This is a genomic window from Wolbachia endosymbiont (group B) of Apotomis betuletana (genome assembly GCF_947250475.1).
GTDB lineage: Bacteria > Pseudomonadota > Alphaproteobacteria > Rickettsiales > Anaplasmataceae > Wolbachia.
Map to the genome: position 1 here is coordinate 715,530 of NZ_OX366320.1, position 19,942 is coordinate 735,471.

A 19,942-nucleotide genomic window follows, 5' to 3' on the forward strand; every position below is an offset into this window, starting at 1 on the left:
ATTTATCTTATGGCATAAAGCAGCGAGGAAGGTACAATGTCAACATTATCTATAAAAATCGGAGCAGTTTTAGATGGCAGTTTTAATACTGTAATAAAGGGAAGTAGTAGTCAACTCTCTAATCTTGGTGAGAATATAAGAAAGCTTGATTCATCTTTAAAGTCAGTATCAAAGTTTAAACAGTTAGGTCATGATGTTTTGACCAGCAGGAGGTCGTGGAAGGGCTTTGAAGATCAAGTAAAATCTTTAGCTAAACAAATGAAAGCGGTGGAGAAACCAAGCAAAACTTTAAAAGCAGAGTTTGACAAGGCCAAAACCTCCGCAACAAAAGCAAAAGAAGCATATTTGAAAAAGAGAGATGCTTTACATTCATTTAATGAAGAAGTAAGAAAAAGTGGAAGAAATATTAAGTCATTAGTAAGTGACCAATATAAACTTGGCTCGTCCATTGAAGCGCTGAAAGGCAAGTATGGTAAGCTTGGGTCTGCAATACGTAGTCACCAAAGTTTTTTAGCAAGTAAGGCACATTTTAAGTCACAAATTATAGAGACTATTGGACTAGGTCTTTCGCTTGCAGCTCCGATCAAGGTTGCGATTGATTTTGAAAGTGCTATGGCTGATGTAAAAAAAGTAGTAAAATTTGTGCAAAATGACACTAAAGATGAAGCATCAAAGTTTGCTAAAGAATTAAAGAAATTATCTCGTGAAATACCCTTGTCAGCTGCAGAATTAGCACAAATAGCTGCAAGTGGTGGTCAACTTGGTATTGACAAAGATGATCTTATGAAGTTTACAACAGTAGTTGCTAAAATGACCACAGCGTTTGACATGTCTTCAGAAGAAGCTGGTAATGCTATTGCGAAAATATCCAATGTCTATGGAATTAAAGTTGATGGTATGGAAAATGTAGGTAACATAATAAACCATCTTTCAGATAATACTGCTGCCAAAGCTAAGGAAATGTTTCTTACACTGAATAGAATTGGTGGTAATGCTAAACAGTTTGGTTTAGAAATTGATCAAGCAAGTAGCTTAGCAAGTGCGTTCATAAGCTTAGGTAAACAACCTGAAAAAGCAGCAACTGCTATAAATAACTTTCTTAGTAAACTACAGACTGCAAGAGAGCAAAGTCCTGAATTTCATGATGCATTAGATGAGATGGGAACAAGTATAGAAGAGCTTGAACAAACCATTAAAAAAAATCCTCAAGAGGCAATATTACAATTTCTTGAAACTTTAAAAGAAATAGATGATCAAGAGCGTGCCGGTATTCTTATGAATCTATTTGGTGCTGGGTTTCAAGATGACATTGCTCTTTTAGTAGGAAGCTTAGACATTTACAAGAAAGCTATTGAACATTTAGCTGATAAAGAAAAATATAACGCTTCAATGAAGGACGAATTTAACAATCGGGCAAATACTACAGCTAATAAATTACAATTACTTAAAAATGCAGTATTTGAAGCTGGAATGAATCTAGGGTCAGTAATGTTACCTACTTTAAATTATGTAGCTGGAAGTTTGAAAACAATAACAGAGCGTATAGCTTCTTTTGCAGAAAAACATCCAACTTTAACTACGGCAATCATGAGTACTTTAGCAGCTTTGATAAGTTTAAAAATTGCAGCAGTAGGACTAGGATACGGATTTACATTGCTAGGAAGTACGATTTTTGGTCTGAAAGCAAACCTACTTGGAGTATTTTCATTTTTATCAGCTACAGTTTTTCCTGCAGTAGTAACAGGACTAAGAGCAATAACGTTTGCTGTAATGAGTAACCCGATTGGACTTTTAGTAGCAAGTCTTGTCACTGGTGCAGCTCTTGTTATCACTAACTGGCAAAAAGTGAAAGACTTTTTCTCTAGCTTTTGGAAATCACTCATTAAACCTATAGGAGAAACCTTTTCATGGATGGGAAATACAGTTAGTAGCATATTTGCTGAGAATAGCCCGATTAGAAAATTTGAAAATAATAGAAATTCTGTTAATAAGCTTTCTAAAAATAGTATTTTCAGTAATGGAAACCCATTGACAAATAATAGTGCTATTAAACAATTTTCAGAAAATAGCAAAAGCAATTTTGAAAGTTTTAAAGTTAAAAGTGTTATAGAAGAAAAAAGAGCTATGGAGCAAGAAGAAGTTGAGAAAGCATTCAAGAAAAGTAGATGTGAAAATAGGGAATCGAAAGTATATAACCAAGCATTCTATCAAACGTTTAATATCAATATTAAGTCTGAAGATGTGCTCAGCGTTGCTGATGCAGTAATAGAAAGATTTAGAGAACAAGCACGTGGAGCACTTTTTGATATAGTTGAAGAGTTGCATTAATGTTGTTTGGAAAATGTAAGCTTGAACCAACAAGCCTAAGATACAGTAAAGAAGAAAGGTGGTATACAATTGAATGTATTGAAAAAACGTCGCTACAAAACATTGGTTCAGGAATTGAATGTATTGATTTAACAGGAGTGATTTATTCACGTTATCAGAGTAATGGCTTAGAACAGCTAAAAAATATACGTAACACTCAAGAACCACACGTTCTAGTTGATAATTCAGGAAGTGTATTTGGAAATTTTGTCATTACTAATGTAGAAGAAAAGCAGATATTATTTTTTCCTGATGGAAAACCGAGAAAAGTTGAGTTTATTTTGAAGTTAAAAAGTTACAGTAAGTGATTTATTATTACACGAAAGAAAACGAAATGTTGGATTACATTTGCTGGAAACATTATGGATACAGTAGTGGAGCAGTGGAGGAAGTATTGCTTGAAAATCCAGGCCTTGCAGAATACGCAAGCTTTTTGCCCGCTGGATTAAGAATTAAGCTTCCTAAAATTCAGAAAATATCGAAAGAATCTGTCATAAATATTTTAGATGAATGACGCCAGACTTTGATATAGTAGCAAAAAATAACCCAGTAACAGAGGTTTTAAAAAAGAGTTTAATATTATTACGTGTTACTGATGGATCCGGTACTACAAGTGACGAAGCTGAGATATATATTAGTTATAACTCTAGCGCTTTAGAACTTAAGGGTAATTTACAAATTTTTCTCGGATACAAAGAAACAGGTTTATTGCCTATGGGAGTATATAAGGCAAATCAAATTACAATACAAAGTCCACCGCAAACTTTAAGAATAAAATGTGATGCTGCAAGTTTAAGAGGATCATTAAAGGAAAGAAAATCAAAGGAATGGAAGGACATTACCTTAGGAGATTTAATTAAAGAAATAGCACAAAAGCATGGGTATGAAGGTAAAGTCGCTGAAAGATTTGAAAATATATTTATACCACATATCATTCAAGCAGATGAAAGCGACATGAGTTTTTTGGAAGGGTTAGGGAAAAAATATGATGCACTAGTAAAACCAGCAGGAGGATATATAATTTTTATTCCAAAGGGAGAAGCAAGATCAGCAACTGGAAAGATGTTAGGCACAACAGTACTTACACCTAAAGATGTTATAAATTGGGAGGTAAATTTTAATGTGCGTAACAAATATGGATCTGTTATTGCAAAATGGCACAGTTATGAAAAGGGAGAAACTATAGAAGAGAAAGTGGGAAATGAGGGTCCAAGTTATACCCTGCAAACGCTTTACTCTACCGCAGAATCAGCAATTAGTGCAGCAGCAGCTAAGTTAAGACAACTAAAACGTAGTACATCAAACTTAAATGTAACTGTTCCTGGTAATCCAGAATTATTTGCAGAAGCTAAGATCAGCCTTTCAGGATTTTGTCAGGAAATTGAAGGTGAATGGATAATTAGCAAGGCAGAACATATTCTCAATAATAGGGGATATCAAACTATAGTAGAGGCAACAGTGAGCAAAGCTGTTTAAGTGAAACTTAAGCAAATGATTATTTAATTCTAGATGGGTATAATTATTGCAGTACTACATGAGCAGAAATGTAAGAAGGCTTTTTCATAAAAATTCAATTATACGTCAAGGAGAATTTGATGGATTAATTTTTCTTATAGTGCTAACGGTGTGTATTGTGGTTATATATTTTTCCTTGTTTAAAAAAGGAGATGAGAGTTACAGCGCCACATTAGAAATCGCAGCTAAGAACTGTGACTTGGAAACTGTGAAATCCTTGATAAAAGATAATATAAGTATTGGTGAAAAATCATTACGTTATGTTGCAGGAGAAGGATGTTTAGAAATCGTAAGGTTTTTAGTAGAAGATGGTATTGATATTAATGCTACTAATAAATTTAAATGGACAGCGCTACATTCTGCTGCAGATCAAGGCTATTTAGAAATCGTTGAGTTTCTATTAGAAAAAGGAGCGAATCCTAACATAAAGGATAGCAATGGAAAAAGCCCTAGAAGAATAGCTGTAATGGCATCAAGGCACAACAAAGATAAACCTTACAGAGAAATAATAAAGCTACTTGCAGAAGCAGAGGATCGATACAAATCAATAGAAAGAAATCACTAAAGCTGTAAGTTTTCTATAATCTGTATATAAACTTCTAAAACTATCTATAACAAGTTAATATTTTCACATGAAAAAGCAAAAAATCCCAATCACAGTAATAGTAACGATGGTAATACAGACCATAGCAACAATTTGGTGGCTCGCTAAGCTTGATTTAAAAGTACAAATTCATGATCAATTTATAGAACGAAATCACGAACTAATGGAAACAGTTTATCGACTTGAAGAGAGAGTGAAAAACCTCACTGAAGAAGTCAATGAACTTGAAGCTATTCACAAACACAAATAAGAACTAAATTTTCAGTGACAAAGTACATTTTATCTGTAGATGGAGGTGGCATTAGAGGGATAATACCTGCCATTATTCTAGCAGAAATTGAATCTAGGACAAAAAAGCCAATTTCCCAGATTTTTGATTTAATGGCAGGAACCTCAACCGGTGGGATTATTGTTGCTGGACTTTGTAAAAGCAATAAACTTCAATACTCTGCCAATGATTTGGTTGAACTTTACCAAGAGTATGGAGCATATATCTTTCAATCATCATTTTGGAGAAAATCAATTGCTTCTTGGCTGAGTGGTTCTCAGTACTCATATAGAAATATGGAATTTATTCTCAACAAATACTTTGGTGAAAGTACTATGGCCGATGTTGCGAGTAATCTACTACTCACCAGTTATGACATTCACAATAGTTGTGAATTTTTCTTCAAAAGTTGGAAAGAAGAAAACATTAAGTTAAAAGATGCACTCAGAGCTACAACAGCTGCTCCAACGTACTTCACACCAAAACGTCTGAAAATTAGCCAAACAGAGAGAGTGTTGATAGATGGCGGAGTGTTTGCCAATAATCCAGCGGCTTGTGCATATGCAAGTGGTAAAAGGTTATTTCCAAATGATGAGATTATACTGCTATCAATAGGTACTGGTGGAACAAATAGAAGTATAAAGTATGCTAACTCAAGGAGATTTGGCAAAATAGGGTGGATCAAGCCACTACTGAATGTGATGTTTGCTTCTGGATTGGATTGCGTTGATTATCAACTAGAACAAGTAATAGATGATAAATACATAAGAATACAATCGCAATTGAAAGTAGCATCGACTGAGATGGACAATATTACACTCAAAAATATCAAATCTCTTCAGCAAGAGGCAAATGCAATGATAAAGGACAACCAGAAATTAATAGATAAACTTTGCGATTTCATATCTTAATTTATACCAAGCAAAATTCAACTGAGCCAAAAAAGTTGGTTAGCAAATTCTACTGGTTAAATCATTAACTAACTTTACTTATATCTTAAACACATTCAATTTTCACACTCATCAGCAGTTAGGCCACTTGCTCGCACAATAATATCAATAGCAACACCTTCCTTAACTAGATCTTTTGCAATCTTGATTTTCTCTGCTTTTTTAACCTTTTCTTTACCAGTTTGCATTCCTTCAGATAAAGATCTGGCTACCGTATCCAGTAATTCTTGATCCTCAATTTTTTCGCATTTACCTATAAACCCAAAAACTGGCTCATTTTCATATTCTGTTAGTCCAAGAGCTTTAATGTTAACTGATAATGTCTTTGCTATCTTATATAATATTTCAATTGGAATGTCTGTATATCCTCGTTCATAGTCGTGTATTTCTTTAGGTGTTGAACCGATTTTATTTGCCAAGTCCTCCTGAGTGTATTCCCGTATTAATCTCTGCTCTTTTATCCTTTTCCCCACTTTGTAGAGTATAGAATCAGTACAAATTTCTTTCTCTATATCATCATATTCATAAGTAGATAAGCGAGTCACTTGGGAAATAATATCAACTGAAACTCCTTCTTTCACTAGATTCTTTGCTACTTCTATTTTCGCTTCTTCTTGGCTAATTTTCTCGCTAATATATACAAACCTTACTAATGGATACAGCTTCTTGCGTAATTCCTGATCCTTAATTTCTCTATGTATTTTTGTTAGATAGACTATTTCTTTATCCTCATCTTCATACCAACTGTTTTCTCTTAGTACTGTTGGTACTGGAAGTAGATCTATAACATTAACTGATAATGCTCCTGCTATTATATACGATTCTTTGATTGTAATAGCCTTGCACCCTAGTTCAAAGTTATGTATTTCCTTATATGTTAAACCAATTTTGCTTGCTAATTTTGCCTGAGTATACCCTTGTACTATCCTACAACCTTCTATTTTTTTCCCCAGCTCGTAGCTCAATATGCTCTGAATTATCATAGATAAATCCTCTAAAAGCTGTTTTTCCTACAGAAGCAAACATATATTCTATCACAAAAAAATCCACTATTGGCTAAGTTTTTATGAAATCACAAAAATTCCTCAATCATATAATTTGATAAGCCTGTCGTTTGCAAGATAATATCAACAGAAATTCCTTCTTTCACTAAATTCCTTGCAACTTCAATCTTCTTTTCCTCTCTGACCTTTTCTCTACAAACATGTATACCTTCAAATAAAGACTTGATTAGCATATCGCGTAATTCCCGACTCTCAATCTTTTTGTATTCTTCTATCAACTTTGATAGCTTTTCTTCCGCTTCACTATCCTCATCTGATTCGGGAAGTAGATCTATGATACTGATTGATAATACCTTTGCTATTTCATCTAACATTTCAAGTGAGACAGCAGCTCTCCCTTGTTCATACTCGTATATTCCTTGATTTGTTATGCCAACTTTATTCGCTAAATCTTTTTGTGTATATCCTCGTATCAATCTCCACTCTTTTATCCTTTGCCCTACTTTGTATGGAATGGGAATTTTGTTCTCCTCACACTCACCAATAGATAAGTTAGTTGTTCGAGAGATAACATGAGCAGAAACTCCTACTTTCATCAAACCCCTTGCTACTTCTATTTTTACCGCTTTTCTGCTTCTTTCCTCACTCAAACGAATAAATTTGGTTAATAAATAAAATACCTCGCTTAATTCTTTATCTTTATAACCCTTTACTAAATTTAATATTTCTTCATCTTCAAAATATCTTTTTTCATTTGGTAGCGTCTCTCCACAAACTAGACCTTTAACATTTACTGATAATGCTTCTGCTATAGCATATAATTTCTTAATTGGAATTTTACGACTCCCTTTTTCATATTGCAGTATTGCCCAGTACTTTACACCAACCTTCTCCGCTAAATCCTTCTGAGTATACCCTCTCTCTAACCTCCAATTTTTTACTTTTTGCCCTACCTCACAGTCTAGACTTTTTTCCATACAAAGAACCATACATATAATATTTTCTACTATAGCTCAAAGGCTCCAGATATAATGGGGAGAGTAGACCAGTGGAACTTCCCCTACCAGTCTCTCGCAGAACTGTACATAAACCTCTCAGCTTATACAGCTCCCATTATTTAGCCTTTTTGACCCTAAACCTAGTGTCCAATGATAGAAAATATTTGGAGACCTATCTCTCACCTTTCCTAGAAATTGTCTTGCTAGTCTTCCGTGACTCCTGAGTCTCTTATATTTCCTTTTGACCCACTTTTCTAGATGCCGCTCTACATTCTTTAGAGATTTGTAGACCTCAGTTCTGTAAAATTTGCCATAGTACTGATACCAGCCTCTGACTATTGGATTTACTTTTCCTGATATCTCCTCTAATGTTATATGCGTATTTCGTAGCATTTTCCATGATCTTATGGTTGTAGTAATCTTTTTCTTGGCCTTGTTGCTAATTGCTGGGAGAAATGAAACAAAATGCTTCCCTATTTTATTTCTTGCTAACCTGGGTCTGAATGTGTAACCCAGAAAATCAAAACTTTGTTTAGGAAATTCATCTCTCCTATTGTCATCCTTACAGTACACTATCTGTGTCTTTTTAGGATGTAATTTCAACCTATACTCAGCCAATCTTTCTTCGATCATTACTTTCACAAATCTTGTCTGTTTCTCTGTTCTGCAGTGCACTATCGCATCGTCCACATATCTCTCAAATGGTACCGTCGGATAGTTCTTTTTCATCCATATATCAAACACATGATGCATGAATATATTAGAGATGATTGGGCTAACTGAACCTCCTTGCGGAACTCCTTTATCCCTAACTACTTTACTGCCATCTGCAAGTTGTATAGGGGATTTCATCCACCTTTCAACATATAGTATGACCCATTTGCAGTCTGTGTGTTTCTTGATAGCCTGAAGTGCTAAGTCGTGATCCAGATTGTCGAAGAACCCTGATATATCAAGGTCTACCACCCAATCGTACTTCCAGCATCTCTTACGCGCTGTATCTACCGCATCCAATGCTGATTTATTCGATCTATAACCATATGAATCCTCATGGAATTTTGGCTCCACTAACGGTTCGAGATACATTGTTGCTGCTGTTTGCGCTATCCTATCTGATACTGAAGGAACACATAAAATTCTTTGTCCTCCTCCCATATCTTTCGGTATTGCTACAGCTTTTACAGGCTCTGGAAAATAACTTCCGGATGTCATACGATTCCATAGTTTGTATAGATTATCTTTTAGATTTTCCTCAAACTTTGTTATCGAAACCCCATCTACACCAGCAGCACCTCTATTTTTCGATACTTGTTTATAAGCTCTCCAAATAAGTTGCTTTGGTATATCAAAAGACTTTGTTTTATTCATTAACTCCTCCCTTTCGGTTGATAAATAACTAAAACTAAATAACTCAGCTCCTTCGCTCCATTTCCATTACAGAAACTTCTTCACTACTACGAGCTGATCCGCCCCTGTTTTCCGCATCGGTACTCTCATCCTCAGAGATCAGCTCCTTGGATTTCTCCCTTATCATCGAAACGACAGGTTCCCGCAGTTCCACGCAATAGCCCAAAATAGATTCATGCCACCTCTATGCCGGACGCCATCTATCCAGTAAACAAGCTCCCGATAGATTTATCCCAGGTTAAGTCTAACCCCTGGTTTTGACATCATCCAATTCCTTTCGACACTTTATCAGTGGTTCATTTTCATTCATCTCTCTATTTTACACATGACGCATATTTGCGCCTTTTCCATAACGCTCACTACCTTAGCTTTTTACCAAAGCAGCTTATGGTTGTTTGAAGCCTGCTCTTGTAAGCCGGCTCCGAGGGGCCCACCCCCATCTATTGCGTAGCTTTTGCACTTAGTTTGCTCTTACTTGAACATTCCTTGTGTCTCTACGGCACACTAGACTCTGGAACCTTAAAATAAATGAATTAAAGCCCCCTAAAAGTTTCTTTACTATTTTCACGTACTTTATCTACCCATGAAGACAATTTTTCACTTGGGCTATCAACCTCCTTCATAAGCTGCTTGCTATTCCATATGCCACATCTCATAAAACTTCCCTTTTCTACTGCTTCTTTAAGTTTTACTCCAGCAAAAAGACAATTTTTTCCTATTTCTTCGCCTCTTTCTTGTAATTTAGACCACATTTCCTTATTTTCTACTCTGACTTGTACTTGATCATATTTTTTTACATCGTGGTACAATATAATATCTAGCTTACCAATGCTTGTAGGAAATTCTAATATAATAGAGCTTCCATCTGACATATCGATATAGTTTCTTATACCTCCCTTCTCACTTTTTACCTCAACTGCATCATTGCCAATTTTTAAAATATTACTTCCTAACTCTCTCAGTATTTTGGCTACCTCTACCTTGCTATCCCCAGAAAATTCTATATACGATGTTGTATTATCTATTTCAACATCTATTAATTCTCCTTCTTGCACAGCACTTTCTCCAGCTTTCTCTAGTTCTTCTAGTCTCTCATCTATCTGTGGCTGAACTTCTGGTTGTAGCTCATTATAGATTTCACCTATCAATTTATTCTCCAATAAAGTATCATGAAACTCTGCACCGTTTAGCATTAGTTTACGTATTAGCTTTTTACGATCAGCCTTATCAAATTTATGAAAATGTGTACCCAATATTACATACTCAGCAAAGCTCCATTCCCCATCATTACATGCATTTAGCCTTTCTCCAGCAGCTAGTGCTTCGTCTACAACCTTGTGCAGTTCATTTGGACTTTTTGCTCTTACCACAGCACTCTTAAACCAGCTCAACTTTTCTGCACTTGGCTTTATTTTTTTCAAAGCTGAAGCAAATGGATTTTTATCTTCTTGATCACTTACAGGTTTTGTGCCATAAACATAGTCAAATCCTTTCCCATAGTTGATTTTGTTTTCGCGAACTTCTCTACCAGGGAAAGGTGCTATTTCTTCAGGCTTTTTAGCCTTATTAATTTTGCTTACAAAGGTGGATTGCTCCTTAGTACGACCAATTCCTACAATAGCATTTAACACCTCACCTTTTGATAATCTATCAAGATCAATGTTTAACTCGTAAGTACCTCCTTCTTGATCATCAAAAGGTACAATTATTTTATTACTCATATTAGCCTCCGCTATTAAATATACTTTACTAAGTCTACAACCGACTTTATTACTTTATTATTAATTCAATATATACTTTCTCATTAATTATAAGCAATGGTTAATGTACTTGCAAATATTTTCTTCATTCAAGTAGTTAAACAACTCATGAAAATCTTCAAATATCTGCTTTATAACAGTCCTTGCTCTTTAAAACTAAAATATCCAACACTTGTAATGATAATGTGATCCAGTAACCTAATCCCTATAGTCTGACAAGCTTCAGCCAAGTCTTTAGTTACAGCTTGATCCTCATCAGATGGCTTTAACCTTCCTTCTGGGTGGTTATGCGATATTATTATTGACGTCGCTTTTCTTATTAATGCCTTTCTTGTTACTTCTCTTATGTAAAAAGGTACCTTATCCACTGTACCAGTAAACACTTCTTCCCCCTTTAAACGGCACTTTTGATCAAAATATATTATTTTCATCTTTTCCTCCTCTGAATAACCAATACTCACCCTTAAATATTTTACGATGGTTTCCAAGTTATCCATTATAGGTCCTTTCTTTAACTCTTCTCTTGGTACCCTCTTTGAAGCTTCCTTTAGGCATAAAATTGCTGCTACTGTAGAGTCAGTTATCCCTTCTATAGTTTTCAAGTCATCTATTTCCTGGCCTAAAATTCCTCCTATTCCAAAACTATCTATTAGCTTTCTAGCAATAATTCGAGCTTCTTCCCTGTCATGCACTGCACTTAGAAACGTTTCTATTACTTCACGATCAAGTAGAGCTTTACCGTTGCTTTCTAATGCTCTGAATTCTATTTCTTCTCTACGATCTTTCTTATTATTCATAAAAATTACCCTTCACTAATAACAAAATGTTTTTATATATTTACTGCTGTTTTTTTGTCAGCATTGGCATAAAGCCATAGCTTGTGAGTGAAGTCAAATCAATTTTTCAATCTTTTTTGCTTATTTTTTCATGAATAGGTAAAGATATTAATATATGGCGATTTCTTTATTTTAAATTTGTTGAATTTCGTTCAAGGAGAGGCCTACTGTTTTTAAAATAATATTGATAGAAATTCCTTCCTTAACTAAATTCTTTGCAATTTTCATCTTTTCTACTCTCTCCACTTTCTCTTTGCAAACTTGTATACTTTCAAACAGAGATTTTATTAGTACATTACGTAGTTCTTGGCTTTTAATCTTTTTGTATTCTTCTATTAACTTTGATAGCTCTGCTTCACTATTCTCATTTTCTCTTGTTTCTGGAAGCAGATCTGTAATATTAATTAATAGTACCTTTGCTATTTCATCTAACATTTTAAGAGAAACAGCAGCTCGTCCTTGTTCATATTCATATATTCTTTGATTTATTATGCCCACTTTACTTGCTAAATCTTCCTGAGTGTATCCTCTTCTCAACCTCCATTCTTTTATTCTTTGACCTACTCTATACGGAATGGAAATTTTTTTCTCATCATTATCATATTCATCAACAGATAAATTGGTTGTTCGAGAGATAACATGAGCAGAAACTCCTTCCTTAACTAAACCCTTTGCCACCTCTACTTTTACTGCCTTTCCACTTTCTTCCTCACTAATACGGATGAATTTAGTTAATAAATAAAACGTTTCACGTAATTCTTGATCCTTAATCTCTTTATGTCTTCTTACTAGATTTAGTACCTCCTCTCCCTCATACCCTTTCTCATTTGATACTTCTTGTCCGCAAGCTAGGTCTCTAGCAGTTGTTGATAATGCTTCTGCTAACTCATATAATTTCTTAATTGAAATTCTGCGTGTTCCTTTTTCATATTGCAGTATTACCTGATATGTTGTTCCGATTTTTCCCGCTAAATCTTTTTGAGTATATCCTTTTGCTAACCTACAACTTCTTACTTTCTGTCCTAGTTTGTAATCTAAAGATTCAAGGTCGCTAGCGGTCATTCTTTTTCGTAACCTGCCATTTTAGAAATTTTATATAGAAGTTTTGCTAGCATATTGTTATCTTTATTGAAGAGTAGTATATTAAACTTCTATGCTGTGACAAGCTAAGAAGTTCACACTTTAAATAGGTATCTTTGAGGCTGCTAAATCACGAATCCATTTGTTGGCCTTTTAATGTACCTTATAGAAGAGTTGATAAAAAGATCTATAAAAGGACGTCCAAGGTGCGTACTAGGGTCATCTATGAAGGTAGTTTTTTACCAACTCTTGAAATTTAGCTAACTTTAATAGACTTTGGCATAAAAACGTTGAATATTTCTTCACAATTGTGTATAATTATTAATGCTTTTTAGGTACTCGCGCTATGGCTCTTTCGAAGTTTCTCGATCCAAAATTAGACTTAACATTTAAAAAAATATTCGGTACTGAAAAAAATAAGAATATCCTTATTCACTTTTTGAATGATATCTTAGGCTTTACTGGAGTCAATGCTATTCAAGATGTTGAGTTCCTCAGCACCATTATGGACCCTGAAATTGCCTCTGATAAGCAGAGTATTGTTGATGTTCTGTGCAGAGATTCCACTGGTGCCAGATACGTGATTGAGATGCAACTCGCTCGTGATAAAGGCTTTGAAAAACGTGCTCAATTATATGCTGCTAAGGCTTACTCAAGGCAGGCTGATAAAGGTGGTAAGTACATTGATTTAAAGAAGGTTTTCTTTATTGCTATTTCCAATTGTAATTTATTTCCTGATAAGCCTGATTATATATCTAGCCATACCATAAGAGATGAAAAAACTAACGAGCATGACTTAAAAGATTTTCAATTTATTTTCATTGAGTTACCAAAGTTTCCTAAGAGTAGAGAAGAACAGCTAGAAAATGTAGTAGATCGTTGGCTATTTTTCTTCAAATATGCAGAAGAAACAACTGATGAAGATTTAAGGAAAATAGCAGAAAAGTCACCGATAATAAAGCTAGCATATGATGAATTAGACAAGTTTCATTGGAATGAGAAAGATCTCGTAGCTTATGAAGAAAGGGTCATGGATTTACAGAAAGAAGCTGCTATCTTGGAACAAAAACTCGATGATGCTAAACATGAAGGTAGACAAGAAGGTATCCAAATCGGCCATCAAAAAGGTAAAATTGAAGGTAAAATTGAAGTTGCAAAAAATTTACTTAAAGCTGGCATCTCTATTGACGTTGTATCACAAACTACGGGCCTTTCTTTAGATGAGATTAAGAAATTAATTTAACCTTATTCCTAGTCAAATGGCCTTGAACTGAAGCATTACTTAAATAACTTTGAGGCTCTAAACTCATTTGCTTTGCATCATCAACTTCTAATCTACCATCTCTGTTGTGTAATATCTGCTCTATTGATTGATTTAGCAGACCCTTATTAAATTGAGCTATAAACTTGTCAAATTTCTTCGGATTTAATTTACCAGCTTCTTCATCAGGACATGCTTTCTCTACATACGATTTTAAAATCCCTGAAATTTCATTGAATTTACCACCCATGATTTTTCCAGTAATCTCTTTGTGCATTCCCACAAAATCAATATTCAATCGATGCATTGATACACCACTTTTTAATCCAGCTTGCTCTACTACTTTCTCAAATTCCTTTGTAATATTTAATGCATAGCCCTGTGCTTCTAGTGGGGATATAGACTGACCTACTGTAGAAATATACTTTTGACCTGTAACTTTTCTAATTAATAAATCAAGTAACATTATTGTACCATTTACATCGATTGGTGGACTAATTTGTGAGATTGAACTTTGAGTGAATGTTTTCTCAGGTAAAGCAGCTCTAGAACCTAATAACCCACTCACAGAGCTTCTTATCCAACCAAATACATTTATCCATGAAGATGGTCTTGTGCCACTACTTGCTGCTATCTCAGGTTGATTTATAGCAAGTGGTTTTCTTGAAATATGATGACGAGCATGATCTCCATGGTGATGACGACGTCTGCGTTGCACAGGTTTTTCTCTTTCTTCCTTGAGTTTTTCTTTTAAATATTCCACAATATCATTGTGTCCTTCGCTTCTAGCAATATCTAGCGGTGTTCCATCAGCATTACATTTAGCATTAATGTTGGCCCCCTTAACTATAAGGTACTCTACTACATCCAAATGACCACTCCAAGAAGCCCAGTGCAGTGGTGTATGACCTTGTGTATCAGTATCATTAACGTTAGCTCCCTTGCTTATCAGATCTATAGCCTTATTAAGATCACCACCTTTTGCTGCGATCAACAATTTTTTATCTAAGTCTAATTGCGTTTGCTTCAAATATTCTACAACATCACTAAGTTTTTGATAGGCAGCAATATCTAGCGGTGTTTTACCAGCCTTGCACTTAGCATTAATGTTGGCTCCCTTACTTATAAGGTATTTTACTACATCTAAATAACCAACAGCAAGGTGCAGAGGAGTATCATCATTGTTATCTTTAACATTAACATTAGCTCCCTTGCTTATCAGATCTATAACTTTATTAAGATTACCACCTTTTGCTGCGATTAACAATTCTTTATTCAAATCTAATTGTGCTTGTTCTAGATATTTTACAACATTATTATGTTTTTGATCGATAGCAACATTTAACGGTGTTTTACTACCCTTGTCTTTGGCATTAATATTAGCCCTTTTATCTACAAGATACTTTGTTATATTTAGATACCCACCCCAAGAAGCCCAATGTAGTGGTGTCCAGTAACCATTATCTATTATATTAACATCGACTTTCTCTTCATCTATAAAATATTTTACTATATCTAATTTACCGTTGGAAGCAGCACAGTGCAGGGGAACTCTGCCACTATTATCTCTGATTTCTAAAATATTTTTCTCACCTATAGAACATTTAATTATATCTAAATGATTACCTAAAGAAGCATTACATGGAAGAGTGCTACCATTATTGTATTTAAATATTGAATCAGCGTATTCTTTTATCAAAAACTTTGCAACCTCTAAACGTCCTCTCCATGCAGCATAGTGCAGTGGTGTGTAACCTTGTTTATCAGTATCATTAATACTTACTCCCTTGCTAAGAAAAAACTCTATGATATCTTTACTATTATTCTCAGCAGCAACATGTATAGACTTTTTACCATAAGGGCCTTTATCTGCAGCATTAATATCAGCGGCTTTCTTTACCAAAAACTCTGCAACTTCTAAATGACCTTTGTATGCAGCCCAATGTAGTGGTGTCCAACTGTACTTATCTCTAGTATTAACATTAGCATTTCGACTAATAAGACTCTTCACTTTATTGAGATCGCCATTTTGTACTGCAGTCAGCAATTCTTTATCTAAATCTGACTGTACTTGTTCTATTATTTGTACTATATCTGTATAACCTTCTTGCACAGCCAAATCCAAAGGTGTTTTACCATCCTTGTCTTTAGCGTTAATATTAGCACCTTTATTGAGAAGAAGTTTGACTGTACTTGGTTTATTTCCTTGTATAGCTAAATGTAAAGGTGTTGAACCGTTATTATTTACATCATTAATGCCACTAGCATTTTTATCTAAAAGAAATTCAACTATTTCAAGCTTACTATCATACTGAGCAGCCACATGTAAAGGTGTATTGCCATACACATCTTTAGCTTTGATATTAGCGTTCTTATCAAGAAGAAACTTAACTATGTCGAACTTGTTGCTAGAAGCAGCAAAGTGTAAGAGTATCCAATCATTATTATCTTTAGTATCCAAGCTAGCACCTCGATTTGCAAGGCCTTCAACTTTATTGAGATCTCCATCTTGCACTGCAGTCAATAATCCTTTGTCTAAATCCAACTGTGCTTTTTTCAAAAATTCTATTGTATCTACGCAATTCTTTTGAACGGCTAATTCTAAAGATGTTCTACCGTCAGCAGTTAAAGCATTAATATTAGCGCCTCTCTCAACAAGATACTTAACTACATCTAATGAACCCAATTGAACAGCCCAATGAAGAGGCATCCAACTTTCATTATCTTTGGCATTAATATCAGCACCGTTATTTACGAGAAGTTTAACTATATTTAAATTATTCTTTTGAATTGCCCAGAACACAGAGGCCCAACCCAGCCTACTTTGAGCATTAACATTAGCACCTCGTCTGATATTGTCTTTAACTTTGCCAAGATCTTCTTTTTCTACAGCAATCAATAACTCTCTATCCAGATTTAATTGTGTTTGTTTTAAAATTTCTACTATATCTGTGTAACCCTTTTGCTCAGCCAACTCTAAAGGTATTTTACCATCTTTATTTTTAGCCTTTAAACTAGCTCCTTTTTCTATAAGATATTCTACTACTTTTAAGCGATCATTATTACAAGCATTATGTAGAGGAGTATTATCTTTAGTCTCTAAATTTGCACCTTGAGCGATAAGATCTTTTACTTTATCAAGATTACCACCCCTTGCATTAATTAATAACCCTTGATCCAACTCCGCCTTCTTCAAAATTTCTATCATATTTCCTTTAGTAGCTAAACCTAAAGGCGTTTGGCTATTCATGTCCGTAACGTTGACACTAGCACCTCTATCAAGAAGGAGTTTGACTACACTCAACCTGTTCGCATCAACAGCAAGATGCAAAGGCTTTTTATTATCTTTGTCTTGAGATTCGGTATCAACACCTTCATCAAGAAGAAATCTGACCATATCTAAATTACCCTCTTGCACAGCAAAATGTAAAGGCGTTCCTTGAATCGTTATTTCATTATTAAATTTAGCACCGTTACCAATAAGAAGCTTTACTGCACCCCATTTACCTAACTGAGCAGCATAAAGTATCGGTGTCCAAGCAATATTATCTTTAATTTCAATATTAGCACTTCTATCAATAAGGAACTCAACCATGTCCAAATTATCCTTTTGAGTAGCAAAGTGTAAAAGTGTTTTACCTTCCTTATCTTGAACATCAACATTAGCTCCTCTATTAAGAAGAAGTTCTACTACACTCCACCTACCTGACTGAGTAGCGAGAAATATTGGTGTGTACCCAAATTTATCTTGAACTTCAATATTAGCACCTCTATCAAGAAGAAGTTTCACCTTATCAAATTCACCCGCCTCGGAAGCAAGATGCAACAGTGTTCTGTCAAGTTTACCTTGAGCATTTATGTCTCCACTGTTTGGAACCTCTGAATGTATAGAACTCTCTTGTGAATTAACAATAGAACTCACATTATTTAATTTATCAATACTGTCTGAATTATTTATTTTATCCATTTCGTTACTTAATAATATCTCTTTGTCAGTAAATTTTATAGTTAATGTTTTCATTTTAGATTCTTTATAGAAATCCTTAAACCGTATAATACATAACTCACTTGCCTCTATATCAGCATTAAAGGCATTGGTAACTATCAAGTCGTACTTATCATGAAGATAGGTATACTGCCCTGCTTTTTTAGATATTACTAATTTATTCTTTTCTTCTATGTCTTGAGGTGTTACTACAATAATTTTTTCATCAGAAATAAAGAACGAAGACTTTAAACCTAAACTATCATCTATTTCCATCGGTGCATTATCAAGAATAATTTGTAATTTTTTATACCACTTATTTACAAGGGCATCTTTTAGCCTAACTGTTACTACATCTTGCTGCAAGCCGGTAGCTGATATAGATAACTTAATTAATAAATCACTTTTGTCTTTAATAACTGTTGGTATCGGTTTTATACTCAAATCCCTATCTACTTGTTGCACCAACTGATGTAAATCTAATGTACTTCTTAAACTTTTCTTTCCATTGACATCATCATTAATCACTACTTCTTGAATAGGGAAGTTTTCAATATCAAGTGTTTCATAACCTGAAGTAATTGCACATACATCGTTTCCGCTTAGAACAATATTTCTTCTCCCACTTGCATTGAGTTCACTACATACATCTCTCCTCATAGAATCCGCAGCATTGCTTCTCCCTCTATTATTTAAATAAATATCTAAATCTAACTTATTTTTTGACTGATTTAAAAAGGTGTGCCTTTCAACATCTTCAACTATAGCAGATATTCTACTTGCTATTTGCTGACTATTTTCTTCAGTCAATATTGACTGATAGTCTACTACAGTTTGATTATAACCATTTAATTCTTGTATGCTACGTCTCTTGCGAGTAGATCCACAATCTTCAATTTTCCACTTAAATTGATCATTATTTCTATTTGAAGGCCAAGTGAACACATACCGCCTATCCCTGTCACAATTGTTTAAGTGGTACATACAATCATTATTAGGTGAGTACAAGTACCTTCCATACTCAACATTTTTTAGATACACATTACCACCATCAAGCTCAACTTTCCACTTGCCATTGTTTCCTAGCTTTGAAGGCCAGGTAAATACATACCGCCTATCCCTGTCACAATTGTTTAAGTGGTACATACAATCATCATTAGGTGAATACAAGTACCTTCCATACTCAACATTCTTTAGATACACATTATCGCCATTGAGCTCAACCTTCCACTTAAATTGATCACCATTTCCATTTGAAGGCCAAGTGAACACATACCGCCTATCCCTGTCACAATTGTTTAAGTGGTACATACAATCATTATTAGGTGAGTACAAGTACCTTCCATACTCAACATTTTTAATACATACTTCTGATGAAAATACTGCATTTCTCACTGATTCTGGTAATTTATTTTTTAGCCTTTCAAGATCAGATTTCTCTTCTGAATTGACCCTAGGCATTTTCATGGTCTCTCTAATAGAGTAAGCTAATTTAAACATTGCACCATCATTCTCTGGTATTTTGTCAAACACAGCTATGTAACCTGAAATAAACTGACCAATATAATTGTGACTGCCTATAAACTTTAATATTCCTTCTATACCTACACTTGAATATGTGTCATTTACAGCTTCCTTAATTGCTCCATCAAACAACTTTTCATCAAAATTATAAACCTCATCCAAAAGTTCAATAGTCGAAGCACTACGATTATGCAGCATACCATCCTTTAGCACCTTTTTTGCTGTACTTTTTATCAAACCTCTTAAACTACTTATACAAAACTCTACCAATCTTTTTGCGTTAGATGGAATATTTGCTTGGTTAACAACTTCCTTCTTTAAAAATTCAACCTGTTTTATCATTTTAAATGCATCATTACTTTTAGTCTTGATCCTGTTACAAA

Annotated in this window: 15 protein-coding genes; 8 read left to right on the forward strand and 7 right to left on the reverse strand. The window is 34.4% G+C overall.

The annotated features are described in order from the left end of the window. Positions 1-36 precede the first annotated feature (36 nt). The 7 genes from OOK82_RS03235 to OOK82_RS03265 all read left to right on the forward strand — a co-directional run bounded on the left by OOK82_RS03235 (position 37) and on the right by OOK82_RS03265 (position 5,665). Complete coding sequence (locus OOK82_RS03235) at positions 37-2,328, forward strand: phage tail tape measure protein (protein ID WP_264704383.1); 2,292 nt, start codon at positions 37-39, stop codon at positions 2,326-2,328. Then, a complete protein-coding gene (locus tag OOK82_RS03240) occupies positions 2,328-2,675 on the forward strand; it encodes a phage tail protein (RefSeq protein WP_214303300.1) in 348 nt (115 codons plus the stop codon). The genes OOK82_RS03235 and OOK82_RS03240 overlap by 1 nt, the downstream gene beginning before the upstream one ends. Beyond that, complete coding sequence (locus tag OOK82_RS03245; protein ID WP_343327296.1) at positions 2,672-2,881, forward strand: tail protein X; 210 nt, start codon at positions 2,672-2,674, stop codon at positions 2,879-2,881. Before OOK82_RS03240 ends, OOK82_RS03245 begins: the two co-directional genes overlap by 4 nt. Beyond that, complete coding sequence (locus OOK82_RS03250; protein WP_264339203.1) at positions 2,878-3,843, forward strand: phage late control D family protein; 966 nt, start codon at positions 2,878-2,880, stop codon at positions 3,841-3,843. Before OOK82_RS03245 ends, OOK82_RS03250 begins: the two co-directional genes overlap by 4 nt. 58 nt (positions 3,844-3,901) lie before the next feature. Beyond that, positions 3,902-4,447 (forward strand): ankyrin repeat domain-containing protein, encoded by a 546-nt coding sequence (locus OOK82_RS03255; protein ID WP_214303457.1) that lies wholly within the window; start codon positions 3,902-3,904, stop codon positions 4,445-4,447. A 67-nt stretch (positions 4,448-4,514) separates the two neighbouring features. Continuing rightward, a complete protein-coding gene (locus tag OOK82_RS03260) occupies positions 4,515-4,736 on the forward strand; it encodes a hypothetical protein (protein WP_214303297.1) in 222 nt (73 codons plus the stop codon). Between the two features lie 14 nt (positions 4,737-4,750). Then, positions 4,751-5,665, forward strand: a complete 915-nt coding sequence (locus tag OOK82_RS03265; protein ID WP_264376222.1) for a patatin-like phospholipase family protein — start codon at positions 4,751-4,753, stop codon at positions 5,663-5,665. Positions 5,666-5,760: 95 nt separating this feature from the next. Here OOK82_RS03265 and wmk (OOK82_RS03270) read toward each other — a convergent pair whose 3' ends face one another. From wmk (OOK82_RS03270) to wmk (OOK82_RS03295), 6 genes are all read right to left on the reverse strand, one after another. Continuing rightward, a complete protein-coding gene (wmk, locus tag OOK82_RS03270; protein ID WP_264704382.1) occupies positions 5,761-6,687 on the reverse strand; it encodes a WO male-killing family protein Wmk in 927 nt (308 codons plus the stop codon). An 89-nt stretch (positions 6,688-6,776) separates the two neighbouring features. Continuing rightward, positions 6,777-7,685 carry a WO male-killing family protein Wmk gene (gene wmk, locus OOK82_RS03275; RefSeq protein ID WP_264374906.1) on the reverse strand — a complete coding sequence of 303 codons (909 nt, stop codon included), beginning with the start codon at positions 7,683-7,685 and terminating at the stop codon, positions 6,777-6,779. A gap of 117 nt (positions 7,686-7,802) precedes the next feature. Further along, positions 7,803-9,074 carry a group II intron reverse transcriptase/maturase gene (ltrA, locus tag OOK82_RS03280; protein WP_264377358.1) on the reverse strand — a complete coding sequence of 424 codons (1,272 nt, stop codon included), beginning with the start codon at positions 9,072-9,074 and terminating at the stop codon, positions 7,803-7,805. Positions 9,075-9,646: 572 nt separating this feature from the next. Beyond that, positions 9,647-10,834, reverse strand: a complete 1,188-nt coding sequence (locus OOK82_RS03285) for a hypothetical protein (RefSeq protein WP_264704381.1) — start codon at positions 10,832-10,834, stop codon at positions 9,647-9,649. Positions 10,835-11,004: 170 nt separating this feature from the next. Beyond that, entirely contained in the window at positions 11,005-11,670 is a 666-nt protein-coding gene (locus OOK82_RS03290; protein ID WP_264339511.1) for a JAB domain-containing protein, read from the reverse strand. A gap of 171 nt (positions 11,671-11,841) precedes the next feature. Beyond that, positions 11,842-12,771 carry a WO male-killing family protein Wmk gene (gene wmk / locus OOK82_RS03295; RefSeq protein ID WP_264704440.1) on the reverse strand — a complete coding sequence of 310 codons (930 nt, stop codon included), beginning with the start codon at positions 12,769-12,771 and terminating at the stop codon, positions 11,842-11,844. A 364-nt stretch (positions 12,772-13,135) separates the two neighbouring features. Here wmk (OOK82_RS03295) and OOK82_RS03300 point away from each other — a divergent pair, with 364 nt between their 5' ends. Next, entirely contained in the window at positions 13,136-14,032 is an 897-nt protein-coding gene (locus OOK82_RS03300; RefSeq protein WP_264376226.1) for an Rpn family recombination-promoting nuclease/putative transposase, read from the forward strand. Here the strand turns inward: OOK82_RS03300 and OOK82_RS03305 are convergent. Further along, positions 14,016-19,901, reverse strand: a complete 5,886-nt coding sequence (locus tag OOK82_RS03305) for an ankyrin repeat domain-containing protein (RefSeq protein ID WP_264704441.1) — start codon at positions 19,899-19,901, stop codon at positions 14,016-14,018. The two genes, OOK82_RS03300 and OOK82_RS03305, sit on opposite strands and share 17 nt — an antisense overlap. Positions 19,902-19,942 lie beyond the last annotated feature (41 nt).

Excerpts from the sequence above, each read along its gene's own strand:
- wmk (WP_264704382.1), bottom strand. The coding sequence starts at position 6,687 with ATGATAATTCAGAGCATATTGAGCTACGAGCTGGGGAAAAAAATAGAA.
- OOK82_RS03285 (WP_264704381.1), bottom strand. The coding sequence starts at position 10,834 with ATGAGTAATAAAATAATTGTACCTTTTGATGATCAAGAAGGAGGTACT.
- OOK82_RS03290 (WP_264339511.1), bottom strand. The coding sequence starts at position 11,670 with ATGAATAATAAGAAAGATCGTAGAGAAGAAATAGAATTCAGAGCATTA.
- OOK82_RS03260 (WP_214303297.1), top strand. The coding sequence starts at position 4,515 with ATGAAAAAGCAAAAAATCCCAATCACAGTAATAGTAACGATGGTAATA.
- wmk (WP_264374906.1), bottom strand. The coding sequence starts at position 7,685 with ATGGAAAAAAGTCTAGACTGTGAGGTAGGGCAAAAAGTAAAAAATTGG.
- OOK82_RS03250 (WP_264339203.1), top strand. The coding sequence starts at position 2,878 with ATGACGCCAGACTTTGATATAGTAGCAAAAAATAACCCAGTAACAGAG.
- OOK82_RS03255 (WP_214303457.1), top strand. The coding sequence starts at position 3,902 with ATGAGCAGAAATGTAAGAAGGCTTTTTCATAAAAATTCAATTATACGT.
- ltrA (WP_264377358.1), bottom strand. The coding sequence starts at position 9,074 with ATGAATAAAACAAAGTCTTTTGATATACCAAAGCAACTTATTTGGAGA.
- wmk (WP_264704440.1), bottom strand. The coding sequence starts at position 12,771 with ATGACCGCTAGCGACCTTGAATCTTTAGATTACAAACTAGGACAGAAA.
- OOK82_RS03300 (WP_264376226.1), top strand. The coding sequence starts at position 13,136 with ATGGCTCTTTCGAAGTTTCTCGATCCAAAATTAGACTTAACATTTAAA.
- OOK82_RS03305 (WP_264704441.1), bottom strand. The coding sequence starts at position 19,901 with ATGATAAAACAGGTTGAATTTTTAAAGAAGGAAGTTGTTAACCAAGCA.
- OOK82_RS03235 (WP_264704383.1), top strand. The coding sequence starts at position 37 with ATGTCAACATTATCTATAAAAATCGGAGCAGTTTTAGATGGCAGTTTT.
- OOK82_RS03240 (WP_214303300.1), top strand. The coding sequence starts at position 2,328 with ATGTTGTTTGGAAAATGTAAGCTTGAACCAACAAGCCTAAGATACAGT.